The sequence below is a fragment of the Nocardia sp. NPDC051900 genome, assembly GCF_044452545.1.
Taxonomy (GTDB): domain Bacteria; phylum Actinomycetota; class Actinomycetes; order Mycobacteriales; family Mycobacteriaceae; genus Nocardia; species Nocardia sichangensis.
The window spans coordinates 156,349-175,161 of the sequence record NZ_JBITBU010000002.1; the positions used below are offsets into that span (position 1 = coordinate 156,349).

The window sequence follows — 18,813 nt, forward strand, 5'->3', positions numbered from 1 at the left end:
CCGGCAACGCCCGCGCGGCGCTCCGACCGGCCACCGGCGTCGGGGACCGCTAACAGCACGGCGGCTCGATGCCGAGCTCCCGCAGACGTTCGATGTAGACCGCCACGCCGGCGAGTTTGATGTCCTCGTATCCGCGCACCACGTCGGCGAGCGCGGCCGCCCGCACGGCGCGGTCGTAGCCCGACCGGTCCAGCCCCTCGGCGAGGTCTGTCACCATCGCGGTGTAGTGAGTGCGCAACTCACGTTCCACGCGTCGCACGTGCGCGTATCCGAACGGGTCGAATCTCGTGCCGCGCAGCCGCTTTCCCTTGGCCAGCAAGCGCAGGGCGAAGTGGCTGCCCGGCCCCATTCCGATCTTGTCCTTCCGTCCCAGCGCACGCAGGACCGGCGGGTGCAGCCGATAGGTGAGGTTCGCCCCCTCGGGTACCTGCGCGGCGACCTCGGCCAGGAACGACGGATCGGTGAGCCGTCGCGCCACCTCGTACTCGTCCTTGTATGCCGTGAACTTGTACAGCCCGCGCGCGACCTGCTCGCTGAACTCGGTACGGTCGGTCACCTCACGCTCGGCAGCCCAGACTCGTTGCATCGTGGCCACGTAGTCGCGCGCCATCGCAACGCTCTGGAAGCCGATCAGCTCGACGGCCCGCAGCTCGACCAGCCGCCGCGTCTCGCCCGTCGCGGTCAGCTCGTCGAACAGGTCCGCTGGCACCGGTACCGGAGTGCGTTCGGACGTGCGACGCGTGGTGGCGGCGGCGAACTCCTCCGGCCGAGCTATCGCGACCCGGCCCCAGCGGAAGGCCGCGAGGTTGGCGTCCACGGCCACGCCGTTGATCTCGATGGCCTCCTCGATCGCCGTGCCCGGCAGCCGCAGGCCACCGAGTTCGTAGGCTGCGCCCACCAGGAGGAAGTTCGCGGCGGCAGTGTTGCCGAAAAGCGCCTCCGCGGCGGCGAGAGCATCGAAGGACCGCACCGAGCGCGAGACCTGTTCCAATCGCCGCAGCAACGTCGCCTCGCCGGGGTAGGTGACGGACCGGTCGTAGACCATGTCCCCGGTCGGGGTCTCGCTGGTGGAGGCGACCGAGACGGTCGTCTCGGCGCAGCCGTAGGCCAGGTTCTTGTTGTCGGTGGCGGCCAGCAGGTCGAACGCCACGATGCAGTCGGCCGAGGCCGGGGCCAGCCGGTTGGCCGGCTCCAGCGCCCCGACGGCGAAACGCAGATGCGAGACCACCGGCCCGGCCTTCTGGCTCATGCCGATCTGGTCCAGGCTCGCCACCTCGTACCCGGCGCGCATCGCGGCGGTCGCCAGTACCTGGTTCACGGTGACGATGCCGGTGCCGCCGATACCGGCGAGAAAGACGTTCTGCGTGGTCGTCGGCGGTTCGTGCACCAGGTCCGGCAGCCGCGGCGGCTGCGGCGCGCGAACGGCTCGGCGCGGCTTCCGCGCGGCCGGGTCGGGCAGTTCGACCGTGACGAACGCGGGGCAGTCGCCCTTCAGGCAGCTGTAGTCGGTGTTGCACGAGGTCTGGTCAATCCGCGTCTTGCGCCCGAACTCGGTGTCCACCGGCTGCACCGACAGGCAGTTGCTCTGCACGCCGCAGTCGCCGCAGCCTTCGCACACCGCCTCGTTGACGACCACCCGGGTGCGGCGCACCGGCAAAGCGCCCCGCTTGCGCTGCCGCCGCGCGTCGGCCGCGCAGTGCTGGTCGTAGATCAGCACGGTGACGCCGGGGATCTCGCGCAGTGTGCGTTGCGCTTCGTCGAGGCGGTCGCGGTGCCATAGGAGGGCGCCGGGAGCGAGATCGCGCTTGCGGTAGCGCTCGGGCTCGTCGGCGCAGACGATGATCCGCCGGACGCCCTCGACGGCGAGTTTGTGGGTGAGCATCGGCACCGTGAGCGCGCCCTCGGCGTGCTGCGCGCCGGTCATCGCGACCACATCGTTGTGCAGCAGCTTGAAGGTGATGTTCACGCCAGCGGCGACGCACGCCTGCACGGCGAGCTGGCCGGAGTGGAAATACGTTCCGTCACCGATGTTCTGGAACAGGTGCGGCACGTCGGTGAACGGCGCTTGACCGATCCACTGCGCGCCTTCGCCGCCCATCTGGGTCAGCCCGGTGACCTTGCTGTCGGCGCGGCCGGACATGGTCACCAGGGTGTGGCAGCCGATGCCGCCGCCCGCCAGTGAGCCCTCCGGAACGGCGGTGGAACGATTGTGCGGGCAACCGCTGCAGAAGTAGGCCGCGCGCTTGGCGGGCAGCACCGACAGCGACAGCGGCTGCGGCAGCGGACGTTTCAGTTCGAGGCGCCCGTCGAGCACGCGGCGCAGCGGTGCGGCGACGCGCCCGGAGGTCAGTTCGCCGTCGGCGCCGAACAGCGGGCGGTCCGCCTCGTCGCGCTTGCCGAGGATTTCCGGCGCGCCCGCGACCCCGTACAGGATGTCGCGGATCTGGGTCTCGATGAAGGCGGTCTTGTCCTCGACGACGATCAGCTGGTCGAGCCCGGCGGCGAACTCGCCGACCCGGTCGGGCGCGAGGGGAAACGGCATTCCGATGCGCAGCAGGCGGATCCCCGCGCTGTACAGCGCTTCGTCGTCGGCGCCGAGGTCGATCAGCGCTTGGCGGACCGCGTCGAAGGTGGTCCCGGTGGCGGCGATGCCGATCGTGGCGCGGGCCGGGTTCACCTCGATCACGTCCAGGCCGTTGCGCGTGCTGTAGGCGCGCACCAACTCCCAGCGGGGACCGTAGAGGTCCGCTTCGGCGAGCAAGCTGTCGGCGGGCGCGGCCATCGGACGCTGCCGGTAGTGGAACCGATGACCTTCCCAGTCGATCTCGGGCACAACGATGTCGATGTCACCCACCGAACCGTCCACGGTCCACGCGCCGTCGGCGACGTCGGCGACGATCTTCAGCGCCACGAGGCAACCCGAGGCGCGCGACAGGGCGACGCCGTGCAGGCCCATGGTGATGATCTCGCGGGCGTTGCGCGGGAACAGCACCGGAATGTTCATCGCGGCCAAGGAGCGCTCGCTCACCGCGGGCACGGTGGAGGACTTGGCCGCCGGATCGTCGCCGACCAGCAGCAGGACGCCGCCGCGCGGATGCACGCCGTACATGTTGGCGTGGCGCAGCGCGTCGGTCGCCCGGTCCAGGCCGGGGCCTTTGCCGTACCAGACACCGACGACGCCGTCGTGGGTCGCCGCGCCCGCGGGCAGCTCCGCCTGGCTGCCCCACACGGAGGTCGCGGCCAGTTCCTCGTTCAATCCCGGGACGAACGAGATGTCGTGCTCGGCGAGCACCTCCGGCATGCCGGAGAGCATCTTGTCGACGCCGCCGAGCGGACTGCCCTGGTACCCGGACACGAACGTGCCCACTCGCCGCCCGGCGCGCAGATCACGCACATGCTGCTCCACCAGCTGCCGCCCGATGGCCTGCACGCCGGTGAGGACAACGGTCCCCGAGCCGACGCGGTAACGGTCGGCGAGGTCGTAGGGAGCTGCGATCAGATCGCGGTCGGCGAGCTCGGTCATCCGGATCCACCCGTCCGCTCGGCGCCGATCCGGCGCTTCGCATCGTTGAGCACTTGGTGCCGATATCGTGTCTCCGAAGATCTGAACGCACAACCTTTGAATAATAAGTTGAGCAATCTGCTCAATTCGACGTGTCATAGATGGGCACCGGCTAAGCACTGTGCGAGGTCGCTGTGACGACGCGCACACTCTCACGTCGAGGCGTCCGGTCATTTCCGCGAGCCGCACCGGTGCCACACCGCGCATCCTCCGCCGCGCCCGCGCCTACCTGTGTGAAGGTGGAGAGGTGGCACTGCGCAGGATGGGTACGGCGATCGTCGCCGCCATCACGTTCGGAACGCTGACCGCGTGCGGGCAGCAGGCGGACCCGGCCGTGCCCGCCACTCCGGAGCGCACCGCGGAAGCGGCGGCGGGGATGCGGGCCGACCCGGGTCCCCGGCGATACGCGGGCGGGACGATGGTCGTCATCCCGCATGCCGCGGACTTGGAATCCAGTTCCGCCTTGCCCTTCTCGGAGTACGACGTCGAGGACGGGACGGACAAACTCGGGATCCACATCCCCGGCCCGGTCGGCTGCCCGAGCATAGGATTCACCGCGCGGGTGGAGGAATCGGCCGACCTGGTGAGCGTGCGATTGATCCATGGCCTGCATCGCGGCATGCCGCCGTGTCAGGGCGCGAACCCGGAGCAGAAGCGCGAGTACGGCGTGGTCGTCGTCGACCTGCAACGCCCGCTGGGCGGACGGGCGGTGCTCAGCTTCACATGATCCGGATCGGTGCGCGACCGGGTAGGCCACCTCCGTTAGTGATCTTGTCGAATGGCGGGCCGCGGGCTTTGTGACATGTCCGGTTCGCCTGTGCCGGAGCGGCGTCCGGAGAATGTCGGGCGCTATCTTCGCAGCGGATGGTGCCGCCTTCGCGGCTACCGGCGGTCCCGGAGTCGAAGGAGGTGCGGCAGTCCGCCATGATCGACTCAGGGTTCCCACGGCGGCGGTTCCTTCTGCTCCGCCCCGCAGTGAAGGTTCGCTGCGGTTCTCGTGTAGTGCCGGTGCGTCCGAAGCACCGCCCCGCGGCGTGCCCGCCGCGGGGCGGTGGGTCGGTGACGGCTGACTTTCGAAGGAAACCCGTGTCCAGAGTTCCGTTCAGGATCGCGATCTTGCTGGTGAGCATCGTCTCGCTCGGCCTGCTCGGCCTGCCCGCTACTGCGCAACCCCTCTATCCCACTCCCGATCCCGATCCCTTCTACACCGCGCCGCCCGACCTGGGGGCGCTCACGCCGGGCGACGTCGTACGGAGCCGCAGGATCGACACCGGTATGTATGTCGGGACCGAGGGCTGGCAAGTCGCGTTCCGCTCCACAAATTCGCAGGGCCAGCCCGTCATGGGCATCACAACGGTCCTGATGCCCGCCGGGGTGAAGAATCCGCCGCTGGTCTCCTACCAGGCGCTGATCAATTCCCTCGGCACCCAGTGCAATCCGTCGCGCTCGCTGTTCAACGGCGAACTACAGGACGCGGTCGGCGCGATGTTGCCCATCGGACGCGGATGGGCGATCTCGCTGCCGGACTATCTGGGCCCCACCTCCGCCTACGGCGCCGCGCGCCTGGCCGGAATGATGACCCTCGACAGCGTGAAGGCCGTCCGCAAGGTCGCCGCACTGGGGCTGTCCGACTCCCCCGTCGCCATCGCGGGCTACTCCGGCGGCGGCATGGCCACCGCGTGGGCCGCCGCCATGCAACCCACCTACGCGCCGGATCTGAAACTCACCACCGCCGTGGCCGGTGGCATCCCCGCCGACCTGGAGGAGATGGCGATGGCGCTCGGCTTCGAGCCGCACCCCGGATTCGGCCTCGCATTCGCCGCCGCCATGGGGCTGGAGCGGGAGTACCCGGACCGGCTGCCGATCTCCGATCAGCTCAACGAGAACGGTTTGTGGTTCCGGGAATTCACCCACGACGCCTGCCGCCGATTCCTGCTCTTCCACGGCGCCTTCCGCAGCGCGGAGCAGATGGCGGCGTCCAAGAGCCTGATGGACAGCCCGGAGGCGCACGCCGTCCTGCGGGAGAACAGCCTGAAGTACTTCGACGGCGTTCCGACCGTGCCGACCTACATGTGGCAGGGCCGCTTCGACACCCTCACCTTCTACAACCCGGTCGCCGAGGTCGCCGACCGGTACTGCAAGGCGGGTGCGCGGTTGACGTTCCATACCGTCGACATCTCCGAGCACCTGACCGCGGCCGCCGCCGGATTCGCGGACGCGTGGAACTACGTCGAGGCCAGGTTCCGCGGCGAACCCGCACCGACCAGCTGCTGAACCCAGAAGACAAGCGGGCCCGGGAGTGCTTCTCCCGGGCCGCTTCTCGTTGCATCAGCTGATGGAACGCACCTCTTTCTCGTACTGCGCGCGGACCGTCTCGTCGGCCGGGTGCAACGCGCGATCCCCGTCGAACAGGCCCCGGATCAGGCGCACCGCGCGTTCCGGCGCGGCGGCCAATGCGATGTCGAGCGGGCCGAGGTAATTCGGCACGGCCACCTCGGCTTTGCGGGTGACGCAGGTGCGCAGGATCGCGCCGGCGACGTCTTCCGGGTCGACGGTCGGCATGCCGTGGCCGAGTGTCAAACCCGAGGAAAGGCGGGTTCGCACGGCCGACGGCAGGACGCAGCTGACACTGACGCCATGCCCGGCGAATTCCAGGCGGGTCGCCGCCGAGAGACCGACCGCGGCGAACTTGCTCGCGTTGTACACGGCCAGCCCCGGAATCGGGATCTTGCCCGCCAGCGAGGCGACGTTGACGACATGGCCGCGACCACGCTCGATCATGCCCGGCGCGACGGCGCGCATGCCGTGGATGAGACCCCAGACGTTGATGTCCAGCGTGGCCTGACCGACCACGTCCGGTTCGTCCAGGAACGCGCCCGCAGGCATGACACCGGCGTTGTTGACCAGCACGTCGATTCCGCCGACCGCAGCGGCCACCGCGTCCCATTGCCCGCGCGAACGCACGTCGAGTTCGAACGCGCTCGCCCCGATCGCGGCGGCCGCCTCCTCGGCGGCGGGTTTGTCCACGTCGGCGATTACGACCCGAGATCCTTTCGCGGCGAATAATTCCGCGGTGGCCCGGCCGATTCCCCGCCCGCCTCCGGTGATCAGGACTGTCGCCTCGCGCAGGTCGATCGCGGGGTAACCGGATCCGAGGATTCTCATACGAATGCTCCTTGTTCGAGCGTGCGGCGGGTACTGCGCAGGCTGTGTTCGAAGGTGGCGAGACGGCGGCGGCCGTCCATGAAGTTCGGTCCCGTCACCGCGAGGTCGTCGGCGGTCGCGCCAACGAACAGCACCTTGGTGCCCGCGGCGCGCAGTCGTGCGATCTCGGTGCGGAGCTTGTCGCTCATCCGGTTGCGCAGCTGCCGTTCCAGCAGGTGCCCAGGGCCGGTCGCCGGGATCCGGGCCGCGGAGGCCATCGGAGCCAGCACGAGGAGTTCGTCCAAGTTCTCGGCGACGAGCAGGTCCACCGAGGCCGTGGAGCCCGCGCCGCCGTCGACGAAGCGGCGGCCCCCGATGGTGACCGGAGGGAACCAGCCGGGCACGGCCCACGATGCCCGCAGTGCCGCGCCGATGGTCGCGGCGGGCGCACCGGGCGCGCCGAACGCGACGCGCTCGCCCGTCGCGTAGTCCATCGCCACCAGCCGGGTCGCCGGATGCGGCACCCAGTCGCGGCCGGGGTTCAGTCGTTCGGCCAGCCGTTGCAGCCAGCCCGGGTCGCCACCGCCGACCGGCAGCAGTCCGCTGCCCGCGGCCAACAGCGCCTGGCCCGGCTCCTGGCGACGCAGCGGCAGTCGAAGCGAGCCGAGCCGCGGGCGCGGCAGCGGCGGAAACCGGCCGGGCTCGGCGGCGCGGAGCTCGCGCAGGATCGGGTCGGTCGCGGTGCCGCGCTGCAACGCGACCAGGTCGTCCACCGAAACGCCACTGCCGAGCATCGTCACCGTCTCCGCACCCGCGGACGTGCCGAGCAGCACGTCCGCCTCGCGCGGATCCCAGTCGAGCACATCCCGGGCGGCGGCGAGGGCGGCGACGATCCAGGCCGCTCCCACGGTGCCACCGCATCCGATGGCCAGGCCGCGCCGCTGCGACCCTTTGTTGTTACCCATAGTCTCAGACACTAGCTCGGCTCGGCCCGAAAGCCACCCCTCTAGCGGTCGGTTTCCGGGCTCAGGCCGTGAAGTGCAGCGTCCATTCGCCGCGATAGTGCAGGCGGGTGACGCTGCCGGGCGGGATATCGATGCGCCAGAAAGATTTCGGTGGAGCGTCCAGCGTCACCAGCAGCGCGGCCCGGACGACCGCCGGGTGGGTGACCGCGATCGTGGACACCGACCGCGCGGCGACCTCGGCCATCCAGAGCCTGGTCCGTTCGATCACGTCCAGCACGGACTCGCCGCCGTGCCCGCGGAACGCCGGGTCGGTCAACCAGGCGTACAAGTCGTCCTGGGGCACCGACATCAGTTCGCCGCCGCGCCAGGCGCCCGCGTCCAGGTCGCGCAGCCGGTTGTCCTCCTCATCCGGCAGCAGCCCCAGCAACGCGGCGGTCTCCACCGTCCGGCGTTCCGGGCCGGTGAGCACTCGCGCGGCGGTGAGCGGCCCGCATCCGGCCACCGCCCGCCTGCCCGCCTCGGTGAGCGATTCGTCCACCGGGAACCGTGCCTTCCGCATCGCCTCGGTCATCCCATGGCTGACCAGGTCGAGTCTGAGCACTTTTTGCACCTGTCGAAGCGTACGGCCCGGCGTCGGCGGCCGTTGTTCGATTGCTCCCGCTTCGCTCGCGAAACGGTACGGGCGTACTTGTCGGTGGGCCGGTGCACACTTGAATCCATGGCCCAGTTCTCCCGCGCGACCCAGGAGTGGTTCGACGGCGCGTTCCCCGCGCCGACCTCCGCTCAGCTGGGGGCGTGGAAGGCGATCGCGGCGGGCGAGCACACTCTGGTCGTCGCGCCCACCGGATCCGGCAAGACGCTCTCGGCGTTCCTGTGGGCGATAGACCAGCTGGCCGGCCGGGAACGTCGGCCGGAGCGGGCGGGCACTTCCGTGCTGTACGTGTCCCCGCTGAAGGCGCTGGCGGTGGACGTGGAACGCAATCTGCGAGCGCCGCTGGTCGGCGTCACGCAGACGGCGAAACGCCTGGGACTGGAGCCGCCGGAGATCACCGTCGGGGTCCGTTCCGGCGACACCAGCGCGTCCGATCGGCGGTCCATGCTGCGCACCCCGCCGGACATCCTGATCACCACGCCGGAGTCGCTGTTCCTCATGCTCACCTCGGCGGCCAGCGAGACGCTGCGGGACGTGCGCACGGTGATCGTTGACGAGGTGCACGCGATCGCCGGTTCCAAGCGCGGTTCGCACCTGGCGCTGTCGCTGGCCCGGCTGGATCTGCTGACCGAGCGGCCCGCCCAGCGCATCGGGCTGTCGGCGACCGTCCGGCCGCCGGAGGAAGTCGGCCGGTTCCTGGTCGGCAACGCGCCGATCACCCTGGTCGCGCCGCCCGCGCCCAAGACGTTCGACCTGTCGGTGCGCGTGCCGGTGGCGGACATGACCGAGCCCGGCGACTCCGACCAGCCTGGATCGATCTGGCCCCACGTGGACGAGGCGATCGTCGAACTCGTGCTGGAGCACCGGTCCTCGATCGTGTTCGCGAACTCCCGCAGGCTGGCCGAGCGGCTCACCGCCCGGCTGAACGAGGCCTACGCGGCGCGGCTGGGCGAGCCGGTGGAGACCGAGCACAAGCCGCCCGCCCAGCTCGGCCCGTCCACCGAGGTGATCCACGGCGCGGGGCCCCTGCTGGCGCGCGCGCACCACGGTTCGGTCAGCAAGGAGCAGCGAGCGCTGATCGAAGACGATCTCAAGAGCGGGCGGCTGCGCTGCGTCGTCGCGACCAGCAGCCTGGAACTCGGCATCGACATGGGCGCGGTCGACCTGGTGGTCCAGGTGGAGGCACCGCCCTCGGTGGCCAGCGGATTGCAGCGGATCGGGCGGGCCGGGCACCAGGTCGGCGAGATCTCCCGCGGGGTGATCTTCCCCAAGCATCGCACCGACGTCATCCATTGCGCGGTGGCGTCGCGGCGGATGACGGCCGGACAGATCGAGGCGATCCAGATCCCGGCGCATCCGTTGGACATCCTCGCGCAACAGACCGTCGCCGCGTGCGCGCTGGACCCGATCGACGTCGACGCGTGGTTCGACGTCGTGCGCGGCACCGGCAGCTACGCGTCGCTGCCGCGCTCGGCCTACGAATCGGTGCTGGACCTGCTCTCGGGGCGGTATCCGTCCGACGAGTTCGCCGAACTGCGTCCCCGGCTGGTCTGGGATCGCGACGCGGGCACGCTCACCGGGCGGCCCGGCGCGCAACGGCTGGCCGTGACCTCGGGCGGAGCGATCCCCGATCGCGGCATGTTCGCGGTGTACATGGTGGGCGAGAAGGCCTCCCGGGTGGGGGAACTCGACGAGGAGATGGTCTACGAGTCCCGGGTCGGCGACGTGTTCGCGCTCGGGGCGACGAGCTGGCGGATCGAGGAGATCACCTTCGATCGAGTGCTGGTCACGCCCGCGTTCGGACAGCCGGGGCGGTTGCCGTTCTGGCACGGCGACGGGCTCGGTCGGCCCGCCGAACTCGGCGCTGCGCTCGGTGAATTCGTGCGCACGGTCGCACAGGACCTCGCCGCCGAGGCGTCCACGGGTACCGGGAAGACCGCACGGCGCGATGCCGGAACACCTCCGAAGGCGTCGAAACAGACTCGCGCGCAGGCGGATTCGATACCCAACGGCACGGGTCGCACGCCCGCGGTACCGGAGCGCGTCGCGGATATCATGCTTTCCGCCGGTCTCGACGACAACGCGACCGCCAACCTGCTCACACTCTTGGACGAACAGCGCACCGCGACCGGACATCTGCCCACCGACCGCACGCTGGTGGTGGAGCGGTTCCGCGACGAACTAGGCGACTGGCGGCTGGTGCTGCACTCCCCCTACGGTCTTCCGGTCCACGCCCCCTGGGCGCTGGCCATCGGGGCGCGGCTGCGCGAACGGTTCGGTGTGGACGCCGCGCCGAACGCCTCCGACGACGGCATCGTCGTGCGGCTGCCCGATACCACCGACGATCCGCCCGGCGCCGAACTGTTCGTCTTCGAGTCCGACGAGATCGATGACATCGTCACCGAGCAGGTGGGCGGCTCGGCGCTGTTCGCTTCGAGGTTCCGCGAGTGCGCCGCCCGCGCATTGTTGCTGCCGCGCCGCGACCCGGGCAAGCGAGCGCCGCTGTGGCAGCAGCGGCAGCGCTCGGCCCAGTTGCTGGACGTCGCGCGCAAGTTCCCCGAATTCCCGATCCTGTTGGAGACGGTGCGCGAATGCCTGCGCGACGTCTACGACCTGCCGTCGCTGCGCGACCTGCTCGGACAGGTGGGGCGGCGCCGGATACGGCTGGTCGAGGTGGAGACCGCGACGCCGTCACCGTTCGCCAACGCCCTGCTGTTCGACTACATCGGGCAGTTCATGTACGACGGCGACAGCCCGCTGGCCGAGCGGCGCGCCGCCGCGCTCTCGCTCGATTCCGGTCTGCTCGCCGAGTTGCTCGGCCGGGTCGAGCTGCGCGAACTGCTCGACGCCGCGGTCATCGAGCAAACCGAGCGAGAACTGCAGCGGCTCACTCCGGAGCGGCACGCGCGCGACGCCGAGGGCTTGGCGGATCTGCTGCGGCTGCTCGGGCCGCTCACCGCCGCCGAAGCCGCCGAGCGCTCCGACGAGGATCCCGTCGCCTGGTTCGAGAGCCTCGTGTCCGCACGCCGTGCGCTGGAGGTCTCCTTCGCGGGGCGCAGCTGGTGGGTCGCGGTGGAGGACGCGGCCCGGCTGCGCGACGCGCTCGGGGTTCCGCTGCCGATCGGCACGCCATCGGCGTTCATCGAGCCGGTGGCCGATCCGCTCGGCGATCTGGTCGGCCGCTACGCCCGCACGCACGGCCCGTTCGGCACGGAGGCGGTGGCGGCCCGGTTCGGGCTCGGCACCGCGGTCGCCGCCACCGCACTACACCGGCTCGGCATCGAAAAAAGGGTGGTCGAGGGGGAGTTCACGCCCGGAGCCGCCGGGGCGGAGTGGTGCGACGCGCAGGTGCTGCGCCGGCTGCGCCGCAGATCGCTCGCCGCCGCCAGGCACGAGGTCGAGCCGGTCTCGACCGCCGCGTTCGGGCGCTTTCTCCCGTCCTGGCAGCACGTCGGCAGCGGCGAATTGCGCGGCGTCGACGGCGTGGCGGCCGTCGTGGAACAGCTCGCGGGCGTGCCGATCCCGGCGTCCGCCTGGGAATCGCTCGTCCTGCCCGCGCGGGTGCGTGATTACACCCCGGCCATGCTCGACGAGCTCATGGCGACGGGTGAGGTGATCTGGTCAGGACACGGCGCCATCACCGCCAAGGACGGCTGGATCGTCCTGCATCCGGCCGAGCAGGCGCCGTTCACCCTCGCACCGCCGGACGAGGTCGATCTCACCGATGTCCAGTTGCGTCTGCTCGCCGCGCTCGGCGCGACCTTCGTGCCATGGACGCCACCCGGCCCCGCGGAAACCGTGCCGGATCGACCGCCCGTGCCGTTGGACGAGCCGGATCCGCCGACCGGCAGTGCGTCCGACGGTCGCGGCGCGCGCCGGCGATCCGCCGAGACGGCCGGTGGCGCCACACCGAACGAGTCGGACAACGGCCGACGTGGCCGACGATCACCAGTCGGCTCGGAAGACGTGGCCGACGCGGGGCATTCGATTTCCGGCGCTCCCGCGGAACGACTGATACCCGTGCCGCAGGGCGGCGGCGCGTACTTTTTCCGGCAACTCTCGGACGCCACCGGCCTGCTCGACGACACTGCCGCGGCCGCCGCATTGTGGGAATTGGTCTGGGCCGGAATGGTTTCCGGTGACACGTTCGCGCCGGTACGGGCGTTGCTATCCGGCACGGCCCGGACCACGACGGCCCACCGCACGCCCCGCCGCGCCCCGCGAGGACGGGCCTACCTGCCCCGGCCGAGCATGCCCACCCGTTCCGGCCCGCCCTCGGTCGCCGGGAGATGGTCTTTGCTCCCGGAGCGAGTCTCGGACAACACGCTGCGCGCCCACGCGACCGCGGATCTGCTCCTGGAGCGGTACGGCGTGCTGACCAGGGGCTCGGTGCAGAACGAGGGCGTGCCGGGCGGGTTCGCGCTGATGTACCGGGTGCTCACCGAGTTCGAGGACCGAGGACGCTGCCGCCGCGGTTATTTCGTCGATTCGCTGGGCGGCGCGCAGTTCTCCACCACCGACGTGGTGGACCGGCTGCGCTCCTTCGACCCGGAACGGGCCCGTCCCGAGTCCAGGGAGCCCACCGGCACGGTACTGGCACTGGCCGCGTCCGATCCGGCGAACCCATACGGCGCCGCTCTGGCCTGGCCGAAGAGCGACGTGGAGGGCGGGCATCGCCCCGGACGTAAAGCCGGAGCGCTCGTCGTGCTCGTCGACGGTGAACTGGTGCTGTATCTGGAGCGGGGCGGCAAGACCCTGCTCACCTTCACCGAGGACCCCGACGCCCGCCGCGCCGCCGCCGCGGCGCTCGCCGACCTGGTCCACCGCCGCCGGGTGGACTCGCTGGTCATCGACCGGGTCAACGGAGACACCGTGCATGGCAACACGTTCGCCGGGTTCCTCACCGAAGCCGGCTTCTCCGCCACCCCACGCGGCCTGCGCCTCCGGAGCCGCCCGTGAGCCCGCGATTCCGCGCCGACTCGGCGGAGCTGTCGTATGCCTGAGGGGGACACCGTCTTTCTCGCCGCGAAACGGCTTCGCACCGCGCTGGCGGGCAAAGAACTGACGCGCAGCGACTTCCGCGTACCGCGATACGCGACGGTGGATCTGCGCGGACAGGTGATCGAAAGCGTCGGCAGTTACGGGAAACATCTGTTCATCCGCACGCCCACCGTGAGCGTTCACACCCACTTGAAGATGGAGGGCAGCTGGCGCGTGTTCCACTGCGGACAGCGCTGGACGAAACCGCGCGTCGCCGCACGAGTCGTGTTGAGCACCGCGGACGTCGAAGCAGTCGGGTTCTCCTTGGGCACCGTCGAGGTCGTGCGGTTGAGCGACGAGCACCGCATCGTCGACCATCTCGGACCCGATCTGCTGGGCCCGGATTGGGATGCGGCGGAAGCCGTCCGGCGATTGGCGCGGTATCCGGATCAACCCATCGGCGTCGCGCTGCTGGATCAGCGCAATCTCGCCGGTATCGGGAACATCTTCCGCAGCGAGGTGTGTTTCCTGCGCCGCGTCCACCCCGCGACCAGGGTCGGCGACGTCCCGGACCTGTTGGCCATGGTCAACGAAGCACACCGCATCCTCGCCGAATCGGTGGCCAAGCCGCCGCGGCGCGCTCTGGCCTACGGCCGAACACACCGTCCGTGCCAGCGCTGCGGCACCCCACTCGCCGCCGACCTACTCGGTGACACCGCACCGGATCACGACCGCGTGGTGCAGCGAGAGCGGGGCATCTTCTTCTGCCCTCGATGTCAGCCCATCCCGGCCGATTGATCCGATGCCGCGAGTCCCGGTTTCCGGCAGGCGATCCGCCACGCCGCGCGGTAATTCGCTGTCTTACAGCCGATATCGGCCGACAACTCTTGACGAGCACTTCCCGCCCACCTAACTTACAATTTGTCAGTTATGGCGGGAGGCAGCATGGGCGACCGACGGCGATACGTGGTGATCGGGGGCGGCCTGGCCGGGCTCGCCTCGGCGGTCTGGCTGGCGGAAGCGGGCAAGCAGGTCACCCTGCTCGAACGCAGAGGCAGGCTCGGCGGACGCACCCACGCCATGCGCGCCGAGGCCGTGGACGATCCACCGGACAACGGCCAGCACGTGATCGCCAGCGGATACGACCACCTGTTCCGCTATCTGACCAGCGTCGGCACACGGCAGTACGTCGCTTTCCCGCATGGCGGCACACTGCGCTGGCCCGACGGCCGCAGCGTCACCATGCGCACCAAAGGAATCGCCGCGCTGCGCACGCTGTCCGGCGCGCATCCCGATGCGAACCCGCTGGAGCGCGTGCGCGCGACGATCGCCACGGTCCGGCTCGGCTGGCAGTGCCTGCGTCAGCCCGCCGACCTGCCCGGCCTCACCACCGAGCAATGGTTCGACCGGGTCGGCATGCCCGCCAAAGCCCGGGAAGCACTGTGGGATTGGCTGGCGCTCGGCATCGCGGCGGAGCCGGTGCAGCGGGAGTCGGCGAAGGTGTTCGCCGATGTGATGGCCACGGGCATCCGGCTGGGCCTGCGGCACCGGCAAGCCGTCGGCATCGGTTATCCGACCACCGACCTGGACACGTTGTATGTCACCGGGGCGTTGCGTGTCTTCGAGAAGCACGGCGCGCAGGTGCGCTACCGAGCCGTGGCGCGCCGGATCCACATCGTGGACGGGAAGGTCAGCGGCGTCGCGTTGGCGGACGGCAGCACGATCCCGGCCGACGCGGTGGTGTGCGCCGTGCCCAATTCGAACATCGGCGGCCTGCTCGACGATCTACCCGAGCACGCCGAGATCTACGCGGCGGCCGACAAACTCGGCTACACGCCGATCGTCAGCACCAACCTCTATCTCGATCGCCCACTGGGGACCACGGCCGAGTTCGAGGCGCTGATCGGCGGCACCGGCGTCATCGACGAGGTCTTCGATCGCCAGCGGATGACCGGGCGCAGTACCGCGAAGGCCTGGCTGTACTGCCTGACCACCAGTGGCGCCTACGAACAGATCCACAAGTCCGGCGACGAGATCGTCGCCGAGCAGATGGCGCTGCTGCGCCGCTACTATCCGGCGGCGCGAGCGGCGAACGTGGTACAGGCCCAAGTCGTCCGCATGCCGAAAGCCACCTTCTCCCAAGTCGTCGGCAACCACGCGTTGCGCCCGAGCCAGCGCACCTCGGTGCCCACTTTGACCCTCGCGGGTGACTGGACCGCCACCGACTGGTCGGCGACGATGGAAAGCGCGGCGCAGAGCGCGGCGCGGGCGGTCGAGCTGCTGCTCGAGCTACCTTCGACGGCGTGACCACCGACCGCTCCACGGCCGAGCGCGGTACCAGCGAGGCGCGGCCGAAGCGCCGGATGTCCGCCGCCGACCGCCGTATGCAGCTGCTGAACGTGGCGCGCGACATCGTCGCCACCGAAGGCTTCGGCGCGGTGAGCATCGACCGGGTGGCCCGCGAAGCGCGGGTCGCCCGCGCGCTGGTGTACCAGCAGTTCACCGACCTGTCCGGGCTGACGTCGGCGCTGCTGGACCGCGAGTCGGCCATCGCCTTCGCCGGTGTGCGCAGCGTGGACTGGGACCACGGTGACGTGGACCGGGTCGGTCGCGGCATCCTCGCCTACCTGCACGCCGCGCCGACCAGTTGGCGGATCATGCTCAGCCCGTTCGACGGCGGGCCGCCGGAGCTGCGCGAGCGACTCGCGCTCGGTCGCGCTTACGCGCGGGCGATCGGCGCGCGTCATCTGTCCAGATACCTCGGGGTCACGGTGGATCCGAATGGTCCGACAGAGCGAATCCTGTTGGCCGCCATGGAGGAACTGGCCCGGCTGCACCTCACCGACCCGAGCGCGTATCCGGACGAACTGGTGCTGCGCTACCTGCGCTCGCTGGTCGGCTGGGCCATGGCGATGGAAGCGCCCGACTGACCACACTCAGCCCTCCGACGGCACCGGCTCCAGGATCTGCGGGCGCGGCTCGGGCGCGGCGATCCGCAGGGCGTCGGCGGAGGCGTCGTCCGGTTGGGTCTGCGATTGGATCTCCGCCTCGACCCGCGCCTGATAGGTGCGTACCTCCCGGTCGATCTCCTCGTCGTCCCAGCCCAGGACGGGCGCGACCAGCCGGGCCACCTGCTCCGCGCAATTGGCTCCGCGGTGCGGGTACTCGATCGAGATCCGGGTCCGCCGGGCCAGGATGTCGTCGAGATGCAGGGCGCCCTCGGCCGCCGCCGCGTAGACCGCCTCCACCTGGAGATAGGACGGCGCGTCCGTGATCGGTTGCAGCAGTTCGGGTTGGTCCTCGGCGAAGGCCATGACATCGGCGATCAGCGAGCCGTACCGATCCAGCAGGTGCTTGATCCGGTACGGATGCACCCCGTAGGTCTCGGCCAGCTGCACCGTCTGGTTGACCAGCGCGAAATAGCCGTCGGCGCCGAGCAGCGGCACCTTCGCCGTGATCGATGGTGAGACCCGGGCCGGTATGTCCTGCGCCGCTTCGTCCACCGCGTCGAGAGCCATCACACGATAGGTGGTGTACTTGCCACCGGCGATGCCGACCAGACCGGGTGCGACCCGGGCGACGGCGTGTTCACGTGAGAGCTTGGAGGTCTCGTCGCTCTCCCCGGCCAGCAACGGGCGAAGGCCCGCGTACACGCCGTCGATGTCGTCCGGCGTGAGTGGCTGAACCAGTACTTGGTTCACCCGTTCCAGCAGATAGTCGATATCGGCCTTGGTCGCGGCCGGATGCGCGAGGTCGAGATTCCACTCGGTGTCGGTGGTGCCGATGATCCAATGCGCGCCCCAGGGGATGACGAACAGCACCGATGTCGCGGTGCGCAGGATGATCGCGGTGTCGCTCACGATCCGGTCGCGTGGGACCACGATGTGCACGCCTTTGGAGGCCCGCACATGGAACCGGCCGCGCTGATGCGACAGAGCTTGGACTTCGTCGGTCCACACGCCGGTCGCGTTGATCACCACATGTCCACGGACCTCGCCCGCGCGGCCGTCCTCGGTGTCGCGCACCTTCACGCCGACCACCCGGTCGGCTTCCCGCAGGAACCCGACGACCTGGGTGGACGTGCGGATCACCGCACCGTAGTGCGCGGCCGTGCGCGCCACCATCATGGTGTGGCGTGCGTCGTCGACGACCGTGTCGTAGTAGCTGACACCGCCGATCAGCGAATCGCGCCGCAGCCCGGGAGCCAGCCGCAACGCGCCCGCGCGCGTGAGATGCCGTTGCCCGGGAACGGATTTCGCCCCGCCCATGGTGTCGTACAGGACCAGGCCCGCCGCCACGTACGGACGCTCCCACACGCGGTTGGTCAGCGGGTACAGGAAGCGCAGCGGCTTAACCAGGTGCGGCGCCAGCATGGACAGCGCGAGCTCGCGCTCGCGCAGCGCCTCGCGCACCAATCCGAACTCCAACTGCTCGAGGTAGCGCAGTCCGCCGTGGAACATCTTCGACGACCGGCTGGACGTCCCGGACGCGAAATCGCGGGCTTCGACCAAAGCGACCTGTAAGCCCCTGGTCGCCGCGTCCAACGCGATACCGGCCCCGACCACGCCCCCACCGACGACGACCACATCGAAATGATCTTTGCCGAAGCGCTCCCAGGCCGCACTGCGCTGCTCCGGCCCGAGAAGCTGCGATTCCGGTTTCTTCGCCATGCTCGACTCCTCCAGCGGATGTGTCCGATCGAGCGTTCAGATCCAGGCTAGGCGAACCGCCGCGAATCGACCGCCCGCGCCCCGGCCCGTGTCGCCCCGTCCTACTCGTCGGTAACAATCCCAACCCTAGCCGAGCGGCGACCCGTCCCCACCGCCCAGTGAGGCACACAACAGCACACTCCCGCACTCACCAACCCCGCCGCCGCAACGACCGGATCGCCTCATCAGACCCAGCACAATTGCGACCGAACCGAGACCGAGCAGCCGCCCAGGCAGGGCAAAACACCCCGGCGGACCGGCAACTACTGCGGCCTCATGCACAACGTCTCGAATCCGACCCACGAGTCGCACGCGCCCCGCCACAGCCCGAACGGCCAACACGCCTTTCCCTCCGGGCAGTCCCGGCCGAGCACATGCGCCCGCGACCAACACAGCCGACTAGTACCCGACAACTCGCCGAACCGATCGAGCCGACACCAGAGCTACCACCAACCGCTCGCACCGGGTAGCAAGCCTCGACCCCGACGGCACCCACGCCTTCAGCGCGAAGCGAGACCGAGCATCCACCCTTCGCCGCCCGGCTCCGGTCCGAGTGGCCGCCGCGTACGCGACGAAAGGAGGAACAGACCGCCGGACCCGCAGCCAGCACTACAACCGCGTGCACCGGTAGCCGAACTTCGACACCGACGCGCCCAGCGCACCGCAACCACGTCTTTCGAGCGAAGCGAGACCGAGCATGCACCGTGGGGGGGCCGGGGGGGGGGGGGGGGGGGGGGGGGGGGGGGGGGGGGGGGGGGGGTCGGCGGGGGGGGGGGGGGGCCCCCCCCGCGCGCCGCGGGC

11 protein-coding genes are annotated in these 18,813 nt (G+C 70.2%); 6 read left to right on the forward strand and 5 right to left on the reverse strand.

Annotated elements, in window-relative coordinates:
- Positions 1 to 49 precede the first annotated feature (49 nt).
- The gene (locus ACIA5H_RS03465; protein WP_397073982.1) at positions 50 to 3,523 is read right to left on the reverse strand and encodes an indolepyruvate ferredoxin oxidoreductase family protein; all 3,474 of its coding nucleotides are present in this window, start codon (positions 3,521 to 3,523) and stop codon (positions 50 to 52) included.
- A gap of 286 nt (positions 3,524 to 3,809) precedes the next feature.
- Here ACIA5H_RS03465 and ACIA5H_RS03470 point away from each other — a divergent pair, with 286 nt between their 5' ends.
- Positions 3,810 to 4,289, forward strand: coding sequence for a hypothetical protein (locus ACIA5H_RS03470; protein WP_355073468.1), 480 nt, complete (start codon positions 3,810 to 3,812; stop codon positions 4,287 to 4,289).
- 392 nt (positions 4,290 to 4,681) lie between these two features.
- Positions 4,682 to 5,836, forward strand: a complete 1,155-nt coding sequence (locus ACIA5H_RS03475) for a lipase family protein (RefSeq protein ID WP_379252184.1) — start codon at positions 4,682 to 4,684, stop codon at positions 5,834 to 5,836.
- A 54-nt stretch (positions 5,837 to 5,890) separates the two neighbouring features.
- Here the strand turns inward: ACIA5H_RS03475 and ACIA5H_RS03480 are convergent, their stop codons facing one another.
- From ACIA5H_RS03480 to ACIA5H_RS03490, 3 genes are all read right to left on the reverse strand, one after another.
- Entirely contained in the window at positions 5,891 to 6,727 is an 837-nt protein-coding gene (locus tag ACIA5H_RS03480) for an SDR family NAD(P)-dependent oxidoreductase (protein ID WP_397073665.1), read from the reverse strand.
- Entirely contained in the window at positions 6,724 to 7,671 is a 948-nt protein-coding gene (locus ACIA5H_RS03485) for a patatin-like phospholipase family protein (RefSeq protein ID WP_397073667.1), read from the reverse strand. Before ACIA5H_RS03485 ends, ACIA5H_RS03480 begins: the two co-directional genes overlap by 4 nt.
- 61 nt (positions 7,672 to 7,732) lie before the next feature.
- On the reverse strand, positions 7,733 to 8,281 hold the full coding sequence (locus tag ACIA5H_RS03490) for a histidine phosphatase family protein (RefSeq protein ID WP_379252095.1): 549 nt from the start codon (positions 8,279 to 8,281) through the stop codon (positions 7,733 to 7,735).
- A 108-nt stretch (positions 8,282 to 8,389) separates the two neighbouring features.
- Between ACIA5H_RS03490 and ACIA5H_RS03495 the strand changes: the two genes are divergently transcribed.
- From ACIA5H_RS03495 to ACIA5H_RS03510, 4 genes are all read left to right on the forward strand, one after another.
- Positions 8,390 to 13,282 carry an ATP-dependent helicase gene (locus ACIA5H_RS03495; protein WP_397073669.1) on the forward strand — a complete coding sequence of 1,631 codons (4,893 nt, stop codon included), beginning with the start codon at positions 8,390 to 8,392 and terminating at the stop codon, positions 13,280 to 13,282.
- A 36-nt stretch (positions 13,283 to 13,318) separates the two neighbouring features.
- Positions 13,319 to 14,101, forward strand: a complete 783-nt coding sequence (locus tag ACIA5H_RS03500) for a DNA-formamidopyrimidine glycosylase family protein (protein WP_397073671.1) — start codon at positions 13,319 to 13,321, stop codon at positions 14,099 to 14,101.
- A gap of 147 nt (positions 14,102 to 14,248) precedes the next feature.
- A complete protein-coding gene (gene hpnE, locus ACIA5H_RS03505; protein ID WP_379252092.1) occupies positions 14,249 to 15,610 on the forward strand; it encodes a hydroxysqualene dehydroxylase HpnE in 1,362 nt (453 codons plus the stop codon).
- A 56-nt stretch (positions 15,611 to 15,666) separates the two neighbouring features.
- Positions 15,667 to 16,233 carry a TetR/AcrR family transcriptional regulator gene (locus ACIA5H_RS03510; protein ID WP_397073984.1) on the forward strand — a complete coding sequence of 189 codons (567 nt, stop codon included), beginning with the start codon at positions 15,667 to 15,669 and terminating at the stop codon, positions 16,231 to 16,233.
- Between the two features lie 6 nt (positions 16,234 to 16,239).
- On the opposite strand, the gene ACIA5H_RS03515 is transcribed toward ACIA5H_RS03510, so the two are convergent.
- Positions 16,240 to 17,973 (reverse strand): glycerol-3-phosphate dehydrogenase/oxidase, encoded by a 1,734-nt coding sequence (locus ACIA5H_RS03515; RefSeq protein ID WP_364433314.1) that lies wholly within the window; start codon positions 17,971 to 17,973, stop codon positions 16,240 to 16,242.
- Positions 17,974 to 18,813: the final 840 nt, after the last annotated feature.

Excerpts from the sequence above, each read along its gene's own strand:
- ACIA5H_RS03465 (WP_397073982.1), bottom strand. The coding sequence starts at position 3,523 with ATGACCGAGCTCGCCGACCGCGATCTGATCGCAGCTCCCTACGACCTC.
- ACIA5H_RS03480 (WP_397073665.1), bottom strand. The coding sequence starts at position 6,727 with ATGAGAATCCTCGGATCCGGTTACCCCGCGATCGACCTGCGCGAGGCG.
- ACIA5H_RS03485 (WP_397073667.1), bottom strand. The coding sequence starts at position 7,671 with ATGGGTAACAACAAAGGGTCGCAGCGGCGCGGCCTGGCCATCGGATGC.
- ACIA5H_RS03495 (WP_397073669.1), top strand. The coding sequence starts at position 8,390 with ATGGCCCAGTTCTCCCGCGCGACCCAGGAGTGGTTCGACGGCGCGTTC.
- ACIA5H_RS03500 (WP_397073671.1), top strand. The coding sequence starts at position 13,319 with ATGCCTGAGGGGGACACCGTCTTTCTCGCCGCGAAACGGCTTCGCACC.
- hpnE (WP_379252092.1), top strand. The coding sequence starts at position 14,249 with ATGGGCGACCGACGGCGATACGTGGTGATCGGGGGCGGCCTGGCCGGG.
- ACIA5H_RS03510 (WP_397073984.1), top strand. The coding sequence starts at position 15,667 with ATGTCCGCCGCCGACCGCCGTATGCAGCTGCTGAACGTGGCGCGCGAC.
- ACIA5H_RS03515 (WP_364433314.1), bottom strand. The coding sequence starts at position 17,973 with ATGGCGAAGAAACCGGAATCGCAGCTTCTCGGGCCGGAGCAGCGCAGT.